Annotated in this window: 13 protein-coding genes and 3 pseudogenes; 14 read left to right on the top strand and 2 right to left on the bottom strand. The window is 58.3% G+C overall.

The features are described 5' to 3' along the window. Positions 1–66: 66 nt before the first annotated feature. The 3 genes from EN857_RS14200 to EN857_RS14190 all read left to right on the top strand — a co-directional run bounded on the left by EN857_RS14200 (position 67) and on the right by EN857_RS14190 (position 3,070). Entirely contained in the window at positions 67–522 is a 456-nt protein-coding gene (locus EN857_RS14200; protein ID WP_128187028.1) for an Lrp/AsnC family transcriptional regulator, read from the top strand. Positions 523–869: 347 nt separating this feature from the next. Continuing rightward, the gene (locus tag EN857_RS14195; protein WP_128187072.1) at positions 870–1,805 is read left to right on the top strand and encodes an aminotransferase class IV; all 936 of its coding nucleotides are present in this window, start codon (positions 870–872) and stop codon (positions 1,803–1,805) included. Between the two features lie 74 nt (positions 1,806–1,879). Continuing rightward, complete coding sequence (locus tag EN857_RS14190) at positions 1,880–3,070, top strand: glycine C-acetyltransferase (RefSeq protein ID WP_128187030.1); 1,191 nt, start codon at positions 1,880–1,882, stop codon at positions 3,068–3,070. 804 nt (positions 3,071–3,874) lie between these two features. Here the strand turns inward: EN857_RS14190 and EN857_RS35645 are convergent. Both EN857_RS35645 and EN857_RS34710 read right to left on the bottom strand, forming a co-directional pair. Continuing rightward, positions 3,875–4,549, bottom strand: a pseudogene (locus EN857_RS35645) (transposase); the annotation flags it as partial. Between the two features lie 94 nt (positions 4,550–4,643). Further along, positions 4,644–4,796, bottom strand: a complete 153-nt coding sequence (locus EN857_RS34710; protein WP_189521649.1) for a hypothetical protein — start codon at positions 4,794–4,796, stop codon at positions 4,644–4,646. 302 nt (positions 4,797–5,098) lie between these two features. Between EN857_RS34710 and EN857_RS14175 the strand changes: the two genes are divergently transcribed. The 11 genes and pseudogenes from EN857_RS14175 (at position 5,099) to EN857_RS14130 (ending at position 17,937) form a co-directional block, all read left to right on the top strand. After that, the gene (locus EN857_RS14175; RefSeq protein ID WP_135858785.1) at positions 5,099–5,932 is read left to right on the top strand and encodes a transporter substrate-binding domain-containing protein; all 834 of its coding nucleotides are present in this window, start codon (positions 5,099–5,101) and stop codon (positions 5,930–5,932) included. 56 nt (positions 5,933–5,988) lie between these two features. Continuing rightward, a complete protein-coding gene (locus EN857_RS14170) occupies positions 5,989–6,963 on the top strand; it encodes an amino acid ABC transporter permease (protein ID WP_128187036.1) in 975 nt (324 codons plus the stop codon). A gap of 113 nt (positions 6,964–7,076) precedes the next feature. Then, positions 7,077–7,820 (top strand): amino acid ABC transporter ATP-binding protein, encoded by a 744-nt coding sequence (locus EN857_RS14165; RefSeq protein ID WP_128187076.1) that lies wholly within the window; start codon positions 7,077–7,079, stop codon positions 7,818–7,820. Between the two features lie 85 nt (positions 7,821–7,905). Then, positions 7,906–8,144 (top strand): annotated as a pseudogene (locus EN857_RS35640) (hypothetical protein); the annotation flags it as partial. Then, positions 8,095–9,345, top strand: coding sequence for a sarcosine oxidase subunit beta family protein (locus EN857_RS14160; protein ID WP_128187038.1), 1,251 nt, complete (start codon positions 8,095–8,097; stop codon positions 9,343–9,345). The pseudogene EN857_RS35640 and the gene EN857_RS14160, both read left to right, overlap by 50 nt. Before the next feature lie 18 nt (positions 9,346–9,363). After that, complete coding sequence (locus EN857_RS14155) at positions 9,364–9,642, top strand: sarcosine oxidase subunit delta (protein ID WP_128187040.1); 279 nt, start codon at positions 9,364–9,366, stop codon at positions 9,640–9,642. Then, positions 9,639–12,605, top strand: coding sequence for a sarcosine oxidase subunit alpha family protein (locus EN857_RS14150; RefSeq protein ID WP_128187042.1), 2,967 nt, complete (start codon positions 9,639–9,641; stop codon positions 12,603–12,605). The genes EN857_RS14155 and EN857_RS14150 overlap by 4 nt, the downstream gene beginning before the upstream one ends. After that, positions 12,598–13,122, top strand: a complete 525-nt coding sequence (locus EN857_RS14145; protein WP_128187044.1) for a sarcosine oxidase subunit gamma family protein — start codon at positions 12,598–12,600, stop codon at positions 13,120–13,122. Before EN857_RS14150 ends, EN857_RS14145 begins: the two co-directional genes overlap by 8 nt. Before the next feature lie 110 nt (positions 13,123–13,232). Continuing rightward, entirely contained in the window at positions 13,233–14,501 is a 1,269-nt protein-coding gene (glyA, locus tag EN857_RS14140) for a serine hydroxymethyltransferase (RefSeq protein WP_128187046.1), read from the top strand. Further along, complete coding sequence (locus EN857_RS14135; protein WP_128187048.1) at positions 14,502–15,899, top strand: L-serine ammonia-lyase; 1,398 nt, start codon at positions 14,502–14,504, stop codon at positions 15,897–15,899. 417 nt (positions 15,900–16,316) lie between these two features. Beyond that, positions 16,317–17,937 (top strand): annotated as a pseudogene (locus EN857_RS14130) (ISL3 family transposase). Positions 17,938–17,954: the final 17 nt, after the last annotated feature.

Here is a 17,954-nt window from a genome sequence, read left to right as displayed (position 1 = left end):
AAGATAGTCTGCAGCACCTCGGTGCTGCCGTTAGTTCTCGGAATCTAATACTGGAGCTGCAGAGACATGCTGGATGATCTCGATCGACGCCTCATCGCCGCACTTCAGAAGAACAATAGATTGTCTTTTGCGGAACTAGCGGAGCTTGTAGGTTCTTCGGCAGCCTCGTGCATGCGGCGCGTCAACAAGCTCCGAGCGGACCGAGTGATAATAGCCGACATAGCTCTAGTCGATCCGAAAGCGCTTGGGAAATCCCTGACCGTTGTTGTAAATGTGGAACTGGACCGGGAACGCTTAGATCTCGTCGATGAGTTCAAGCGCGCCATGCGCGCCGCAAAGGAAGTAACCCAATGTTACATGGTGACGGGCGATGCAGATTTCGTCCTGATCGTCGCCGTGGAAGACGTAGAAGCTTTCGATGTGTTTGTGAAGACAAAGCTCTATACTAACCCAAACGTTCGTAAATTTAGAAGTATGATCGCACTCGACCGTGTGAAGTTCGAACCTCGTATTTTGGTCTAAGGCATATTTACTCTGATTTTTTTTCACCAGCAGACGGTGTTTTTTGAAGCACCTATTGCGCTTGCGGTGCCGATTTGATCGTGCATGCGCATGGCTTGATGCAATGAATAGGTGCAGCTGGCGTTTCGCCAGATTGTATGGACAAGCGGCTTCGGTCCTCTTGTTCGTCACGCAGACATTAGAAGTCCAGACTTAACGGGATCTTAGAGCGACCCAATAACAGCAACAAGGTTGTGCGTGGAAGGCACATGAAGTCCCTCGGGACGGCATGGGGTCGGACGCGCGCAGAGATCTTGGCGTAGCCACGTTTAGAGGAAGAAAACATGACACTTGTCACGACAGAGCCGATGGTGGGAGTCCCGGAAGTCGAACCTAGCCATAAGGATGCACGGCGTTATCCTCACGGTGTCGCCTTCATGGACGGACAGTATCTCCCAATGTCTGAAGCGAAGGTCTCGGTCCTTGACTGGGGTTTCCTGCACTCGGACGCTACTTACGATACCGTGCACGTCTGGGAAGGGCGCTTCTTCAGACTGGACCTTCATCTTGATCGCTTCTTCAGGGGGATGGATCGTCTCCGAATGAAGCTGCCCTATCATCGCCAAGAGGTCGAGCGGATTCTTTCAAACTGCGTCGCTCTCTCTGGACATAAATCAGCCTACGTTGAGATGATCTGCACGCGGGGAGGTTCACCGACATTTAGCCGCGATCCGCGCGAGGCCGAGAATCGGTTCATTGCCTTTGCTGTGCCGTTTGGTTCGGTTGCCAACAAAGAACAGTTGGAGCGAGGTCTGCACGTTGGCGTAAGCGAAACCGTTCGAATTCCGCCGAAGTCAGTGGATCCGACGGTCAAGAATTATCACTGGCTTGACTTGGTCAAAGGTCTTTACGACGCTTACGATGCTGGGGCTGAAACAGCGCTCGTGATGGACACTAACGGCAATATTGCCGAAGGTCCCGGATTTAATGTCTTCACCGTCAAGAACCGTCAGCTGAAGACACCAGCCTTTGGGGTACTTCCAGGAATTACGCGGCAGACCGTTTTCGATCTGTGTGGGGAAGTGGGACTTGCGGCGACCGCTGGAGACCTATCTCGTCTTGAACTGGGCGAAGCCGATGAGGTATTCATCACTTCCACCGCAGGGGGGATCATGCCAGTGACGCGCGTTGATGGTTCATCCATCGGCAGCGGCATAGTTGGCCTCGTGACCCGCCAACTGATGGACCTCTACTGGCAAAAGCATTCCGATGATGCTTGGTCTACCCCAATTGATTATGCGTAGCTAATCAAGCGCTAAACTGTTGGCTCCGATCACGGGGGAGCCATCATTTGCAAGGCTGAACGCCGGATACATCGATGACCCAAACCTTTCTTGCGCATCTTCGACGGGAACTGGCGGATCTTAAGTCCGCCGGTCTCTACAAATCCGAACGGGTGATCAGCTCGCGCCAGTCTCGAGAGATCAGGGTTGCCAAAGGTAATAGTGTACTCAATTTTTGTGCGAACAACTATCTAGGCCTTGCGGACAACGAAGAGATCGCTGACGCCGCCAAAGAAGCGCTTGACCGGTATGGCTTTGGCATGGCCTCGGTTCGCTTCATCTGCGGCACACAGGAAGAGCACAAACAACTGGAAGCGCGCATCTCCGGCTTTCTCGGCATGGAGGATACGATCCTTTACTCCTCCTGCTTCGATGCGAATGGAGGCCTTTTCGAGACGCTGCTTGGTGAAGAGGACGCTATAATTTCCGACGCCCTGAACCATGCCTCGATCATCGATGGCGTGCGACTATCGAAGGCAAGGCGCTTTCGTTACGCCAACAACGATATGAAGGCGCTGGAGGAAGAACTGAGAAAGGCGGACGGCGCGCGCTTTAAATTGATCGCGACTGATGGCGTGTTCTCGATGGATGGCATCATCGCAAATCTCAGGGGCGTTTGCGACCTCGCAGACCGGTACGATGCGATGGTCATGGTGGACGATAGCCACGCCGTCGGCCTCGTGGGTGAGCATGGGCGCGGCTCTGCCGAATATTGCGGCGTGGAGGGTAGGGTGGACATTCTCACCGGCACGCTCGGCAAGGCGCTCGGCGGTGCTTCCGGCGGCTACACGTCCGGCAATTCAGAAGTGATTGATTGGCTGCGCCAGCGTTCTCGGCCGTATCTCTTCTCCAACACGCTAGCACCGGTGATCGCCGCTGCCTCCCTGAAGGTATTCGACATTGTCGATAACGGAGGGGTTTTGCGCCAGAAGCTTTACGATAATGCCCGTCGTTTTCGGTCCGAAATGACCAAGGCGGGCTTTACGCTGGTCGGCGCCGACCATCCCATAATACCGGTGATGCTCGGTGATGCGAGTGTAGCGCAGCAGATGGCCGAAATGATGCTCGCCCGAAGTATCTATGTCATAGGCTTCTCCTTTCCTGTCGTTCCGAAGGGCCAAGCGCGCATCCGCACTCAGATTTCGGCGGCGCATTCTCTGGCGGATGTCGATTTCGCGGTTGAATGCTTTGTGGAGGTCGGCAGGGAACTAGGAGTCATTCCCTAAGACTGTCGCACCTCGATCAGAATCGAGGCACTGTTTAAGGTCATTTAGCAAGACGAGATGGATGTTCTGGATGAGATTTCTCAGCCATAGTTCCGCTATCCAGATCGGCAGGTGGAGTCTCTGACTGGATGCTCCTTGTTCACCGGTCTCCGGACAGTGGGCTAGGTTTATTTTACCCAGTATGACTGCCCTGGGGCGTGCTTCTCCAGCAGCATGGCATTGTTGCCCATGATGCGGTGGATCAGTCTCGCGTTGAAAGGCGGACGATCGGCGGCTCGTCTTCGCGACAGAGAAGTGCAGCGATCCGCCGTTTACCGAAAGAGGCCCCCATCGACAAGGTTCCGTCGGCTTATGATAATTCACCGTGCGGCTTTATCTGCCCGTCAGTCTCAGCGAAGTTGGAGCGAGAGGCGCCCAAAACGTCGGCCACGCATTGGCGACTAGCCTTCAGCAAAAAGATCGGTCGTGATATTTGTTTTTGGCCGACTTTGAAAGCGCGTCACGGAGCACCTCAACCTCCATCGTCTAGCGGTCTGGCGGTCTGGCAGCGGAGCACGCGTTACAGCACACGAAGGCGGTCCTCAAGCATCCTAAGCTCAAAATTGCTGCCGACAGGTTCATCCGATTCCACGGCAGCCGCTCCTCCCTTTAATCGCATGCGGAGAACATCAAAGACATAAGCCTGTGCTTGAGGTTTGGAGACTCGGAATTTAGTAGGCCGTCGGGCTCCCAGTCGAGCAATGCCAGGTGAGCAAATCGATCCAACCTCTAGATGGCTGTGGAGTGGACCCCATTTCGCGGACATACGACACCGTCGTGGGTGCGGGTGGGCCGCAGAGCTGTATGCTTTGAAGGTTCAGTCCGTTCTGCTGCATCACTCTGAGAACACGCTTGGCATTGACCATGGGCCTGCCATCTTTGCGCCGCTGCCGGTTGAGCAATGCTGTCACCCGGCGATAGCCATAGGTGGGGCGCTGGGCAATAGTCGAGTGCAGTTCGGCGAGCGGGGCGGCGACGTCTTCGGGCTTGCGATAGGGCCCACGCGGCTTGGAGGGCTTGCTGCTGCGGTCAATCACATTCGACCGGGAGACGCCCAGCGTTCTAGCAATCGCACTCATTGGGAATCGCCCCCGGGATCGCTCCACGACAGCAACGGCGACGACCGTTTTTTTGGGCGAGCGAGTTCAAGGGCTTCCTTGAGGCTCTCGGCTTCCATGGTCTTCTTGCCCAGCATGCGCTCGAGATCGAGCACCCGCTTCTCCAGTTCGCGGATCTGGCAAGAGCCCACAACATCTTCGTCAGCCTGAACTGCCGCGTAGCCGTCTTCGAGCATACGGCGCTTCCAGGCAAAGAGCTGGGAGGGGAAATACCGGCGCGTCGTGCCACATAGGAAACGCTGATGCCCGGCTGCATGGCTTCCTCCACCAGCCGAACCTTTTCGGCGACGGACCAGCGCCGGCGGCGCTGCACCGAGGTGATAACTTCGACCGCCTAAACGGCGAATCGGAACTCTTGGACATAGTCGTACTCATAGGCGCATGCCTATGCCTTATCGGCTACGCCGCATGTCCGGTCAAAATGAGGTGCGCTCCAGGCTGCCATTCCGCCATTCCTGGGAATGCAAAATGGCTTGCACGTCTAAGGTCTGCAACGCGGAAAGCGCCATTGGGAGAATGATCGCCTTTGCAGGTTCTTGAACAGTGACATCACCGTGGATTTCAAACAAGTACGCCTTTTGGAATGACCATTTCAGCCTCGAGCACATTTTGGCGCATTCCTCATGCCATTATCCATTATTCATTGCCATATGATGACGACCAACGAATGTCTCTTAGGAATGGACAGAAAAGCTTCCCGATACCGAGCGTCCACATCTCACCTGGACCTCGTCAGGATAGATAGCCATTGACTGAGTGTCTATTCAAACAATTCTGAGGCCTCGTGCAAATGAGGCGGCCGGCTCAGAATATCTGTGTAGTTGAATGTCGGCCGGAGATAGAAAAATCAAACCTAACAAGGGGAACGAGCATGAACAAGATTAAGATGGCTGTAACAGCGGTGTCGATCGCTCTCACGTCAGTGGCTTTCGGCCCTTCGGCTCACGCCGGAGAAGTCCTAGATCGGATCCTTGCATCTAAAACCCTCAGGGTTGCTGCGGGTGCCGATTGGGGGCTTATTGCTCACCTGGATGAAAAAAATGAGCTAGTTGGCTACGACATCGATGTTGCGAAGGGCATTGCAAAACATCTAGGCGTAAAGGCCGAATTTGTAACACCGGGCTGGGACTTGATTGCGGCAGGCAATTGGGCGGGGCGTTGGGACATTGGCACCGGCCAGATGGCGCCTACCAAAGCCCGCGCGGATAAGTTCGATTTTTCGGTCCCATACTTCTACGATCGGACAATAATTGTTGTCCATAAGGATAGCAAGGCAGCAAAAGCTTCAGATCTCGACGGCAAAGTGGTTGGCGTAAATGGTGGAACTGTTGCCGAAGCCTATGCAAATCAGACCTACACGCCGGATGACCCTAATGCTCAGCCCGTTCACTACGATTTCAAAGCTGGGGAGGTTAAAACCTATGGCAATTCCACTATCGCTTTTGATGATCTTCGACTCGGGGATGGGGTCCGTCTCGACGCTGTCATTACAGATGAAACCTTCACAGAGGGCGCGATAAAATCGGGGTATCCGCTCAAGATCATCGAAAGGCTGTTTCCTTTGCCCGCGGCAATCCCGATGATGAAAGGTGACAAAGAACTGGTCGAAAAGGTCTCTGCCGCGATCAAAAGCATGCGGGATGACGGAACACTGTCGAAGCTATCAGTGAAGTGGTATGGATCTGACCACTCTGTAGCGCAATAAGCAGGTGTTATCCAAGCGGCTCGGCTGTGCCGAGCCGCACACGTGAGGATGTTCTCATGCTTTACCAAGATACAGTCGAATCCGAAGTTATTGTTCACAGGCCTTGGTTTGTTGCCACTCTCTTCGCGATCGTGCTTGGGTTTTTTCTTTCTTTCGATTTGGCGGGCAGCACGTTCGGCGAGCTCATGCGACCCATTATTGGTGATCCTCTCCAAAGTGGTATCTATGGACGTTTTGCGATTGCATTTGTGATCGCAGTAGTGTTCTGCATAAATATCGTTTTGATAGGATTTGCGCCACTGAAGGTACAAATTAGTGTCGTATGGATCGAGTTACTTATACTCTTTGTTGCCTTCTTTAATTCTTTCAAATTGAGCCTGCCATTCATCACGTCGAATTTGCCATATCTGATTACTCAGGGAGTACTGACTACCATTTACGTCTCGGCGATTTCGCTGTTCTTCGCGTCGCTGATAGCAATCGTGGCGGCAATTGCAAAACTCTCAACCAATGGATTTGCTTACGCTATTGCCAGTTTTTACACGTCTTTCTTCCGCGGCCTGCCGCTTCTCATCCAGATTTATCTGATTTACCTCGGTCTGCCGCAATTGGGTATTGTGATCAGTGCCGTGCCTTCAGGCATACTGGCACTGTCCCTCTGCGTCGGCGCCTATATGACAGAGATCTTTCGCGCTGGCATTCAGAGTATCGACCGTGGACAATGGGAGGCATCCCGCTCCATTGGCTTCGGCTTCGGCCTCACGATGCGCAGGATTATCCTGCCTCAGGCACTGCCACTCATCATCCCTCCAATGGGGAACACCTTCATATCAATGTTGAAGGACAGCTCGTTGGTTTCGGTTCTCGGCGTGTGGGAGTTAACGTTCCTTGCTCGCACAATCGGCCAACCGACCTTCCATCACATGGAGATGTTAGTTACAGCAGCCATAATCTATTGGATCCTGTCCGCCTGCCTTGAGGTTGCTCAATCGCGGCTCGAGCGTCATTTCGCAAGGAGTAAGATTCGATGACCCCTAGCAACGTGAGTTTTTTTAAGGGACATGGGCACGGCCCATCGCAGCCGGCTCAAAATGGATTGAGCATCCAAGCCCTGGAAGAAGCATACAGCCAGAAACAAGAGCCGATGAATGCAGAAAAGATTATTGAAGCGACGCACGTCTCCAAATGGTACGGCACCTTCAAAGCATTGACTGATGTGAACCTTACCGTTCGTAAGGGCGAACGCATCGTCATCTGCGGCCCGTCCGGATCAGGCAAATCTACGCTGATCCGGTGCTTCAACCGGCTCGAAGCGCATCAGGAAGGCGAGATCACCGTCAACGGGATCAGATTGCATAACAAAATGCGCAACGTGACTGAAGTTCGCAAGAATGTTGGTATGGTCTTCCAGCACTTCAATCTCTTCCCCCACATGACCGTGCTGATGAACTGCATGGCTGGTCCAATGTGGATCAAGGGCGTGCCCGAAGCAGTGGCCAAGAAGACCGCCCTAAAGTTCCTAGAGCGCGTGCGCATTCCAGAACAGGCCAACAAATACCCGATTCAACTCTCCGGAGGACAGCAGCAGCGTGTAGCCATTGCGCGCTCTTTGTGCATGGAACCTGCGGTCATGTTGTTCGACGAGCCTACCTCGGCGCTCGATCCAGAGATGGTGTCGGAAGTGTTGGAAACTATGACAAGTTTGGCGCGCGATGGCATGACTATGGTCTGCGTTACCCACGAGATGGGCTTTGCACGCGCCGTTGCCGACCGGGTTATCTTCATGGATTGGGGCAAAATCGTCGAAGAGGGCAAACCGGATGACTTCTTCAGCAACCCACAACACGAACGGACCAAGCTCTTCCTTAGCCAGATCTTGTCGCATTAGCCGAACCCGGGGCGCAAAGGGGCGGTTTCATCGGAATCGCCAATGTTACCTGCTCCGCGACCGTTTTCGCCCTCAGCGGCGGCGTCCTGAAAAGAGCTACTGAGCCTGCCTGGCATTATCCGCAAAGCCTTCGAGCGCGAGAGGGTCAATGCGGCATGCGGCCGGGCGTTCGAAATCGACGCAGGAACTTTTGGATCGATGCGCTCCAAGTGGAACTCCTATTCTAATTGTGGGCGTAATTTAATCCAACTCCTCAGCCTGGATCTTAGCAGCGATGCAATACTCCGCACTTTCAATCCTTCTCAACGGCCTCCGCGGCAATAGCGGCTGGGCGCCGGCATGGCGCGAGCCAGCGCCAAAGCCGCAGTACGACGTGATCATCGTCGGCGGCGGCGGGCATGGGCTTGCGACCGCCTATTATCTCGCCAAGGAATTCGGCATCACCAATGTCGCGGTGCTGGAGAAGGGCTATCTCGGCTCTGGCAACGTCGGCCGTAACACGACGATCATCCGCTCCAACTATCTGCTGCCCGGCAACAATCCTTTCTACGAGCTTTCCATGAAGCTGTGGGAAAACCTGGAGCAGGACTTCAATTTCAACGCCATGGTTTCGCAGCGCGGGGTGCTGAATCTCTACCACTCCGACGCGCAGCGCGATGCCTATACCCGGCGCGGCAACGCGATGATGCTGCATGGGGTCGACGCGGAACTACTCGACCGCGCGGCGGTGCGTACCAAGCTGCCTTTCCTCGATTTCGACAATGCGCGCTTCCCCATCCAAGGCGGTCTCCTGCAGAGGCGCGGTGGCACCGTGCGCCATGATGCGGTCGCATGGGGATATGCGCGCGGCGCGGATCGTTGCGGTGTCGATATCATCCAGCACTGCGAGGTGGCCGGCATCCGCCGCGAGAACGGCAAGGTCATCGGAGTTAAGACCACGCGCGGCTTCATCGGTTGCGGCAAGCTCGCGCTGGCTGCCGCGGGCAATTCCTCGCGCGTTGCGGAGATGGCTGACATCAAGCTCCCTCTCGAGAGCCACGTCCTACAAGCTTTCGTTTCCGAGGGATTGAAGCCTTTCGTTGACTGTGTCGTCACCTTCGGCGCCGGCCACTTCTACGTATCACAGTCGGACAAAGGCGGCCTCGTCTTCGGTGGAGATATTGACGGTTACAATTCGTATGCCCAGCGCGGCAATCTCGCCACCGTCGAGCATGTCGCCGAGGCCGGAAAGGCGATGATTCCGGGAATATCACGGGTGCGCGTTCTGCGGTCTTGGGGCGGCATCATGGACATGAGCATGGACGGCTCGCCGATCATCGACCGGACCCATATCGACAACCTCTATCTCAACGCCGGATGGTGCTATGGCGGCTTCAAGGCAACGCCGGCCTCGGGCTTCTGCTTCGCGCATCTGCTGGCCTGCGGCACGCCGCACGAGACCGCCCGCGCCTTCCGGCTCGATCGCTTCGCGCGAGGCTATCTGATCGACGAAAAGGGCCAGGGCGCCCAGCCCAACCTCCACTGACCCGAGGGTATCTGCACCATGGCAAGTCTCATCCCCTGCCCCCATTGCGGCTCCCGGCCGAAGGAGGAATTCACCGTGAAGGGCGCGGCGCTCGCCCGGCCCGCACCGGACGCCTCGAAGGACGCCTGGATGAATTACGTCTATCTGCGCGACAATCCGCGCGGCATCTATGAGGAATATTGGCACCACACATCGGGCTGCCGGCGCTGGCTGGTCGTCACCCGCGATACGGCGACGCATGAGATTTCCGGCAGCCGCGACGTAGCGCTGGCCAAGTCTGCGGAGGTCGTCCGATGACTTCCTATCGCCTGCCCAAGGGTGGCCTGATCGACCGTCAGTCGCGCCTCGGGTTCAGCTTCGATGGCACGTCGCTTGTCGGTCACGCCGGCGACAGCCTCGCCTCGGCGCTTCTCGCCAATGGCCGCCAGTTGGTTGGCCGCAGCTTCAAGTATCACCGCCCGCGCGGCATCCTGACGGCGGGCGCCGCCGAGCCGAACGCGCTGATGACCATAGGCAGCGGCGGCCGCACCGAGGCCAATACCCGCGCCACGATGCAGGACCTTTACGACGGTCTCGAAGCCCGCAGCCAGAACCGCTGGCCGTCGCTCGATTTCGACATTGGCTCGCTGAACGGCCTTCTGTCGCCTTTCCTGGCGGCCGGCTTCTACTACAAGACTTTCATGTGGCCGGCGAAGCTGTGGGAGGGCCTCTACGAGCCCTTTATCCGCCGCGCCGCCGGGCTGGGCAAGGCAACCTACGAGGCCGATCCCGATCGCTACGAGAAATCCTGGGCGCATTGCGACCTGCTGGTCATCGGCGCCGGCCCCGCCGGGCTTGCGGCCGCGCTGAGCGCGGGCCGTGCCGGCGCGCGCGTGATGATCATCGATGAACACAGTCAAGTGGGCGGGTCGCTGCTGTCGGAGACCGCGACCATCGGTGGCGAAGCTGCGCCCGCGTTCGCGAGGCGCTTGGCCGATGAGTTGGAATCGCTGCCCAAAGTGTGCGTGCTGACCCGCACCACTGTCTTCGGCTGGTATGACGGCGATGTCTTCGGCGCGGTGGAGCGCGTCCAGAAGCATGCCCACACCCGGGATCCGAACAAGCCGGTCGAGCGGATGTGGCGCATCATCGCCAAAAAGGCGCTGCTTGCATCGGGCACCGAGGAACGTCCGCTTGTCTTCGGCGGCAATGACATTCCCGGTGTGATGATGGCCGGCGCGATGCGCAGCTATCTCAACCGCTTCGCCGTGGCACCTGGCCGGCGGATCGCCATCTTCACCACCAACGACAGCGGTTATGCGCTTGCCCGCGATCTCGAGGCGGCGGGCGTTCAGCTCACCGCCATCGTCGACAGCCGGGCCGACGCCCAAGTCGCCTATGCCGGCAATGCCCGCCTGATCATGGGCGCCGTCGTCTCCGACGCCAAGGGCGGCAAGGCGCTTTCGTCCGTCACGGTTTCGACGGCTGATGGCGCGACCGAGCCCCTGGCGGTGGATGCGCTCGCCATGTCCGGCGGCTTCAGCCCGATCATTCACCTGGCCTGCCATCGGGGCGGCCGGCCGCAATGGTCGGACGCGCATGCGGCCTTCATGGCCCCGGCGGAGACACGGGGCCTCGATCTCGCCGGTGCGGTCACGGGTGCCGCGGGTCTTTCGGCTTGCTTCGCCGAGGGCGCGGCGCGCTCTGTCGACATCGCGCAAGACCTGGGCTTCCCCGCCCGGCCCTTCGAGGCTGGCGCGATCGAGGGCGATATCGTTGCTCCGCCCACACGCCCGCTCTGGACTGTCAGGGGTGTGAAGGGCAAGGCCTTCGTCGATTTCCAGAACGATGTCAGCGCTAAGGATCTCGGCCTCGCCGTCAAGGAAGGCTATGGCGATGTCGAACTAGCCAAGCGCTACACGACATCAGGCATGGCGACCGATCAGGGCAAGCTCTCCAATGTCAACGCGATCGGCCTGCTGGCGGAGGCGCGCGGCGTCTCTCCCGCCGAAGTCGGCACCACGACTTTCCGGCCCTTCTACACGCCGATCAGCTTCGGCGCGCTCACCGGCCCGTATCACGGCCGTCATTTCCAGCCAGTGCGCAAGTCGCCGTTGCACGACTGGGCACGCAAGCATGGGGCGGTTTTCGTCGAGACCGGCCTCTGGTACCGCTCCTCCTGGTTCCCGCGCGTGGGCGAGACCGGCTGGCGCCAAAGCGTCGACCGCGAAGTTGTCAACGTCAGGAAGAACGTCGGCATTTGCGACGTCTCCATGCTCGGCAAGATCGAGGTCTGCGGCAAGGATGCGGCGGAGTTCCTCAACCGTGTCTATTCCAACGCCTTCCTGAAATTGCCTGTCGGCAAGGCGCGCTATGGCCTGATGCTGCGTGAAGACGGTTTCATCTATGACGACGGCACGACGAGCCGGCTCGCCGAGGACCGCTTCTTCATGACCACGACCACGGCCTATGCCGCCGGCGTCATGACCCATCTCGAGTTCTGCGCCCAAGCGCTGTGGCCCGACCTCGACGTGCGGCTCGCCTCGGTCACCGACCAGTGGGCGCAGATGTCGGTTGTGGGGCCGAAGTCTCGCGCCACGCTACAGGCGATCGTCGATGACGATATCTCCAGCGAGGCCTTCCCCTTCCTCGCGGCGAAGGACGTCTCGCTCTTCGGTAGCCGGCTGCATGGCCGCCTGTTTCGGATCTCCTTCTCGGGCGAACTGGCCTACGAGCTTGCCGTTCCAGCCGGCTATGGCGAAAGCGTCGCAGCTGCGATTCTTGCAGCGGGCAAGGAACACGGTATCCAGCCCTATGGCGTCGAGGCGCTCAGCGTGCTGCGCATCGAGAAGGGCCATGTGACGCATAACGAGATCAACGGCACGGTGATCCCCTCGGATCTCGGTTTCGCCAAGATGGTCTCCGCGACCAAGGCAGACTTCATCGGCAAGTCCATGCTGGACCGTGAAGGACTCGTCGCTGAGGAGCGCCTAAGCCTTGTCGGCGTCGTGCCGCTCGATCCCGCGGCCAGCTTCCGCACCGGCTCGCACATCCTCGCCAGGGGCGATGCGGCGACGCTCGAGAACGACCAGGGTTATGTCTCGTCGAGCGCCTTTTCACCACATGCGGGCTCGACCATCGGGCTCGCTCTGGTGAAGCGCGGCCATCTCAGGCACGGCGAGGAAGTCGTGGTCTGGAACGGGCTGAGGAAAGAATTCACTGCGGCTCGCCTCTGCAATCCTGTTTTCGTTGATCCAGCAAACGAGAAGCTCCATGTCTGATTCCGAGCTCATCCACCGTCCGGCGATCGGCAGCGCGGCCGTGCGAGGCTCCGACGCCTTCGCCATCAGGGCGATGCCCGAGGGTACCCTGATCCACATCTTGGGCAGGCCAGGCGGCGAGGATCTTACGGAAATGCTGCGGCACCTCTTCGGCGACGAAGCCAACACGGTCCGCCCTGCCGGACCAGGGCAGTGGCTCCTCGTGAGGGATGAAGCGACGTCTCACGTTGACCTGCAGGCAAAGTTTGGGAAGCTAGCTCCGCACATCTTCGCGGTAGATCAGTCTCACGGACGCGTCAGAATTGAAGTCACGGGCTACGCAGTCCAATCGCTGCTGGCAAAAGGTATGGCAATCGATCTTGATTCTATGGACGTTGGCCATTCCTCCATGGCGCTGATGGGACACTTTTCCGTGCACATCACGCGCGTGGCGTCGGATCATTTCGAGCTGATTGTGCTGCGCAGCTTTGGTCAAAGTCTATGGGACGAGATAGCTTATCTCAGCGCCGATCTCTGAATCCACCCGCGTCACGTTTCTGCGGCCCGCCAACTCAACAGGTGCGCTAGCAAAGCATTTTAACAAGCTGCAAAGTGCTAACGCCGGCGGCCATCAACTAGGATAGAATGATGCATTACCGTCTCCCGCACTTCACCGTATCTGACACATTGGTTGCCGATGCCATTGCAGAAGAACTTGATCGGCAGAGAACCCAGATCGAGCTTATTGCCTCAGAGAATATTGTATCCTCTGATGTGCTAGCGGCTCAAGGCTCGGTACTGACTAACAAGTATGCCGAGGGCTATCCCGGCAAGCGCTATTATGGCGGATGCGAGTTTGTCGACAAGGTCGAGGCGCTTGCCATCGAGCGGTTGAAAGCAATTTTCGGTGCGGAATTCGCGAACGTTCAGCCGCATTCCGGTGCGCAGGCCAATCAGGCAGTGTTCTTGGCGCTTCTTCAGCCCGCCGAGCGGATCATGGGTCTGTCGCTTGCCCATGGCGGCCACCTCACGCATGGTTCGCCGGTTACAATGTCGGGCAAATGGTTCGATGTCGTCTCTTATGAGGTCGATGCCGAAACACATCTGATCGATATGGAAAAAGTTCGAGATAAGGCGCTAGAGACGAAACCGAAGCTTATCGTCGCCGGGGCCTCGGCGTATCCGCGCCAGATTGATTTCGCCGGCTTCCGTAGAATCGCCGACGAGGTCGGAGCCTATCTGATGGTCGATATGGCTCACTACGCCGGTCTGATCGCCGGTGGCAAATACCCGAACCCAGTCCCTCATGCCCATGTCGTCACGTCCACCACTCACAAGACCTTACGCGGACCGCGCGGCGGTTTCATCCTGACAAATGATGCTGATCTGGCGAAGAAGCTGAACTCGGCTGTCTTCCCCGGAAATCAGGGCGGCCCGTTGATGCACGTCATCGCCGCGAAGGCCGTGGCTTTCGGCGAGGCACTGCGTCCGGACTTCGCAGATTATGCCAGTCGAGTCATCGCGAATGCGCGAGCCCTGGCCAAAGTGCTTACGAAGGGCGGGCTTGGTATTATCTCAGGTGGAACCGACAGCCATATGGTGCTGGTCGATCTTCGACCGAAAAGGGTTACCGGTAAGTTTGCCGAAATTGCTCTTGAGCGGGCGGGTCTCACTTGCAACAAGAATGCCATTCCAAACGATCCTGAAAAGCCGTTCGTCACCTCAGGCATCCGGCTCGGAAGTCCGGCAGGCACCACACGGGGCTTCGGTGAGGCTGAATTTGAACAGATCGGCGCGCTCATTCTGCGTGTTATCGACGCGCTTGCTGTGAATTCTGAAGGCAACAGTGCGGTCGAGACTGAAGTGCGGGAGCAGGTTGCCGCACTGTGCGAAGCCTTCCCAATCTACGGTTCGTAAATGTTCCTATCTGTATTCGACATCTTCAAGATCGGCATAGGTCCATCGTCTTCTCACACGATGGGACCCATGGTCGCGGCCGCGCGGTTTCTCGACGATCTGCGTGGCGGTGGCGACCGGATTCCCGGGGCGGGTGAACTGTTTGGTCTTAGAGCCAGCCTGCACGGTTCACTCGCCTTTACTGGCAAGGGCCATGCCACCGATCGCGCTGTCATCCTCGGTCTGTGCGGGTTGAAACCCGATACGCTTGATCCTGACCGCGTGGAAGAGTTTGAGGCCGAGGTGCGCAGGACTGGTTTCGTCCATCCGGAAGGACTGCCGGCCCTACGGTTCGATCCAAAAAAGGATCTGGCGTTCGACTATGGCCCCCCGCTTTCCGGTCATGCCAACGGACTCGTCCTTACCGCCTACGACCGGCAGGGTAATGCATATCAGCGGGAGGTTTATTATTCGATTGGCGGCGGCTTCGTTGTGACCGAAACCGAACTGCAAAAAGCTGCAGGTGGCATGCGCGGTAGTAAGCAACACCCGATACCCTACCCGTTCACTACGGCGGCGGAAATGCTGCGCATGGGCCACGCATCTGGCAAAACGATTGCTCAGATGAAACGGGCGAATGAGGAGGCGGTTCACGGGCCGGAACTGGATGCGAAGCTGGACCACATTTGGGAGGTGATGGAAAGCTGCATCGAGCGTGGCCTGGCGCAGGAGGGTACGCTGCCAGGCGGGCTGAAGATAAAACGTCGAGCAAAGGCTATCCATGCGCAACTGCAATCGGAGCGCGGATTGAATCTTACCCAGCCGCACCAAGCCAATGACTGGATGAGCGTCTACGCTATGGCAGTGAACGAGGAGAACGCCGCCGGCGGGCGCGTTGTCACCTCACCCACCAACGGCGCGGCGGGCGTGGTGCCGGCCGTGGCGCGCTATTATCTTGATCATTGCGTCGGTGCGCGCCGGGAGGGCATTCGCGATCTTCTGCTGGTGGCTGCGGCGATCGGCGGTCTGATCAAGCATAATGCCTCAATCTCAGGGGCGGAAGTAGGCTGTCAGGGCGAGGTGGGTTCGGCAGCGGCCATGGCGGCGGCCGGGCTTTGCGCCGTTCTGGGTGGTAGCAACGCGCAGGTCGAAAACGCCGCCGAAATCGCGCTGGAGCATCATCTAGGCATGACGTGCGATCCGGCGGCGGGACTCGTTCAGGTTCCCTGTATCGAGCGCAATGCGCTCGGCGCAATTAAAGCCGTCTCAGCGGCGAGCCTTTCGTTACGCGGCGACGGCACCCATTTCATGCCACTCGATAATTGCATCAATGTCATGCGCGAGACTGGCCACGACATGCACGTGAAATACAAGGAAACCTCGCAGGGTGGCATCGCCGTCAATCTACCCGAATGCTGATTCAAGCTCGGCGGTTATTCGACCAACCCGGCAACATGCGAGATCTTGGCTGAAGTCGTGCTATTTCAGCGACGTAACCTTTGCCGTCGCAAAGGCGTGGGATCCTTCGATGACGCGCGACGGCGTCAGCTTACGCCGGGCGAGCGGAAACACGCTGCCCAATTTGCAAAGTTGCAAAGTTTAATTACTAGAACGCAATCGGCACGAACTCGCCGTCTTGGAGAGCCTGGACAGCGGCAAGCGGGTCTGCGAGTGCGGTCGGCCCTGCGCGCGGTTCGTGTGTTGTCCTGGGTGATCAACGCGAAACCGCGCGAGTAAATTACCCGTTGCTGTTGGTGTCGCTTTGCAGTCAATGAGGGTCTTCCTCAATTTGTGTGGTTCATCCGCTGTTAGCGACGCTATCGCTATGGGCGGGGCATGCGAACGAAATCGAAATGGTCGCCCGGCCCAGGGGTCAGAATTCTGGGTGTCACGCTCACTGATGATCACAGTTGGGTTGTTTCCGCTGCCGGACCCGCGGTCGCCCCGATTGTGGCCGGCGAAGTCGAAGTCGGCATGGCTGGTCCAATCGCAACCTTCAGGATCTGCCGGTCCAGGGCAAGCCCGTGACGGTGAAGCTCCTGCTGAGCCGCTGGCGATGTGCACATCAGAAATGTGAGCGACAAACGTTCACCGACCGACTGCCGACTGTTGCTTCCCCTTATGCGCGCCGCACGACAAGGGTCGCGGAAATTGTCGGCCTGCTCGGCCATAGCGCCGGCGGCCGTCCAGGCGAGCGCCTCATGCAACGACTCGGCATGCCGGTCAGTGACGACACCATCCTGCGGCAACTGAAGCGGGATGCCGCGGGTACTCACTGCACCTCCGAGATTCGGGTGGTCGGCATCGATGACTGGAGTTGGCGCCGAGCGACAAGATACGGGACCATCATGGTTGATCTCGAGCGTCGCTCGGTCGTCGACATTCTCGATGATCGAAGTGTCGATAGTGCAGCCAGGTGGCTGCGGAACCATCCCTCCGTCGAGGTCGTCAGCCGAGACCGCTGCGGCCTGTATGCGCAGGCCGTCCGTGAAGGCGCACCGCAGGCCCGGCAGGTGGCCGATCGGTTTCATCTGGTCCAGAATCTTCGTACGGCAATCGAGGAACAGATGAGCCTTTCTGGCCGTGCTTCAGGAGGAGCCATCCTGTCCGAGGACGCCATTGTCGACGCTGCGGCACATCGCCGTCGCGCCCGGCTCGCGCATAGGCAATCTCGCCAGGAAATATTCGAGATGCTCCACGCCTTCCGCCAGGACGGGCTGTCTTACAGCGAGATCGCACGACGGACCGGCTATGAGCGTCGAAGCGTAGCGAAGTGGCTCAAGTTCAAGGCTCCGCCAGATAGGCGGCGAGCAGCATTGAACCCCACTTCGCCATGGTACTTTGAAAACGTTGCTTGCCCAATGCTGGAAGGAAGGGAACCGCTGCGGACGGTATCTGTTTCATGACGTCAAGCAGCGCGGCTACACCGGCAGCTTCTCCAATCTGGAGCGCCTGCTGGGAGCCTGGCGGCGGGCCGAAAGAGAGCGCGTCGATGATGTTCCTTCCATGGCGCTCAGCTTGGGACCCGTTCGAGATCCGGATAACGGCCACGCGATTTCGCCAGTTGTTGCCGCGGCGCTGTGCATAAAGCCAAGAGGCCTGCTGACGCCTCGACAGGCAAGGAAAGTCGATGCCCTGAAGCAGGGATCCGACGCATTCGCCGAGATGCGACGCCTGGCAATGCGCTTCAACCGGCCTCCTTCGCAGCAAGAGGTCGAAAACACTGGACCCCTGGATCGACGATGCAATCGACTCCGAACTCATCCCGATTATGCGGTTCGCCCGTGTTTTGCGCAGAGACATCGATGCCGTCAACAACGCCATCGAGCTGCCCTGGAGCAACGGACAGGCCGAAGGTCAGATCAACCGCCTCAAGACCCTCAAGCGCGCAATGTATGGCAGGGCAGGCCCCGAACTGCTGAGAGCACGAATGCTACCACCGCGCCACACAAACTGAGGAAGAACCTCCCGCAC

Origin of the sequence: Mesorhizobium sp. M4B.F.Ca.ET.214.01.1.1 (assembly GCF_004791545.1) — a bacterium.
Classification (GTDB): Bacteria; Pseudomonadota; Alphaproteobacteria; order Rhizobiales; family Rhizobiaceae; genus Mesorhizobium; species Mesorhizobium abyssinicae.
Note: the sequence above shows the minus strand (reverse complement) of the source record. Positions and strands in the feature narration are given on the sequence as shown.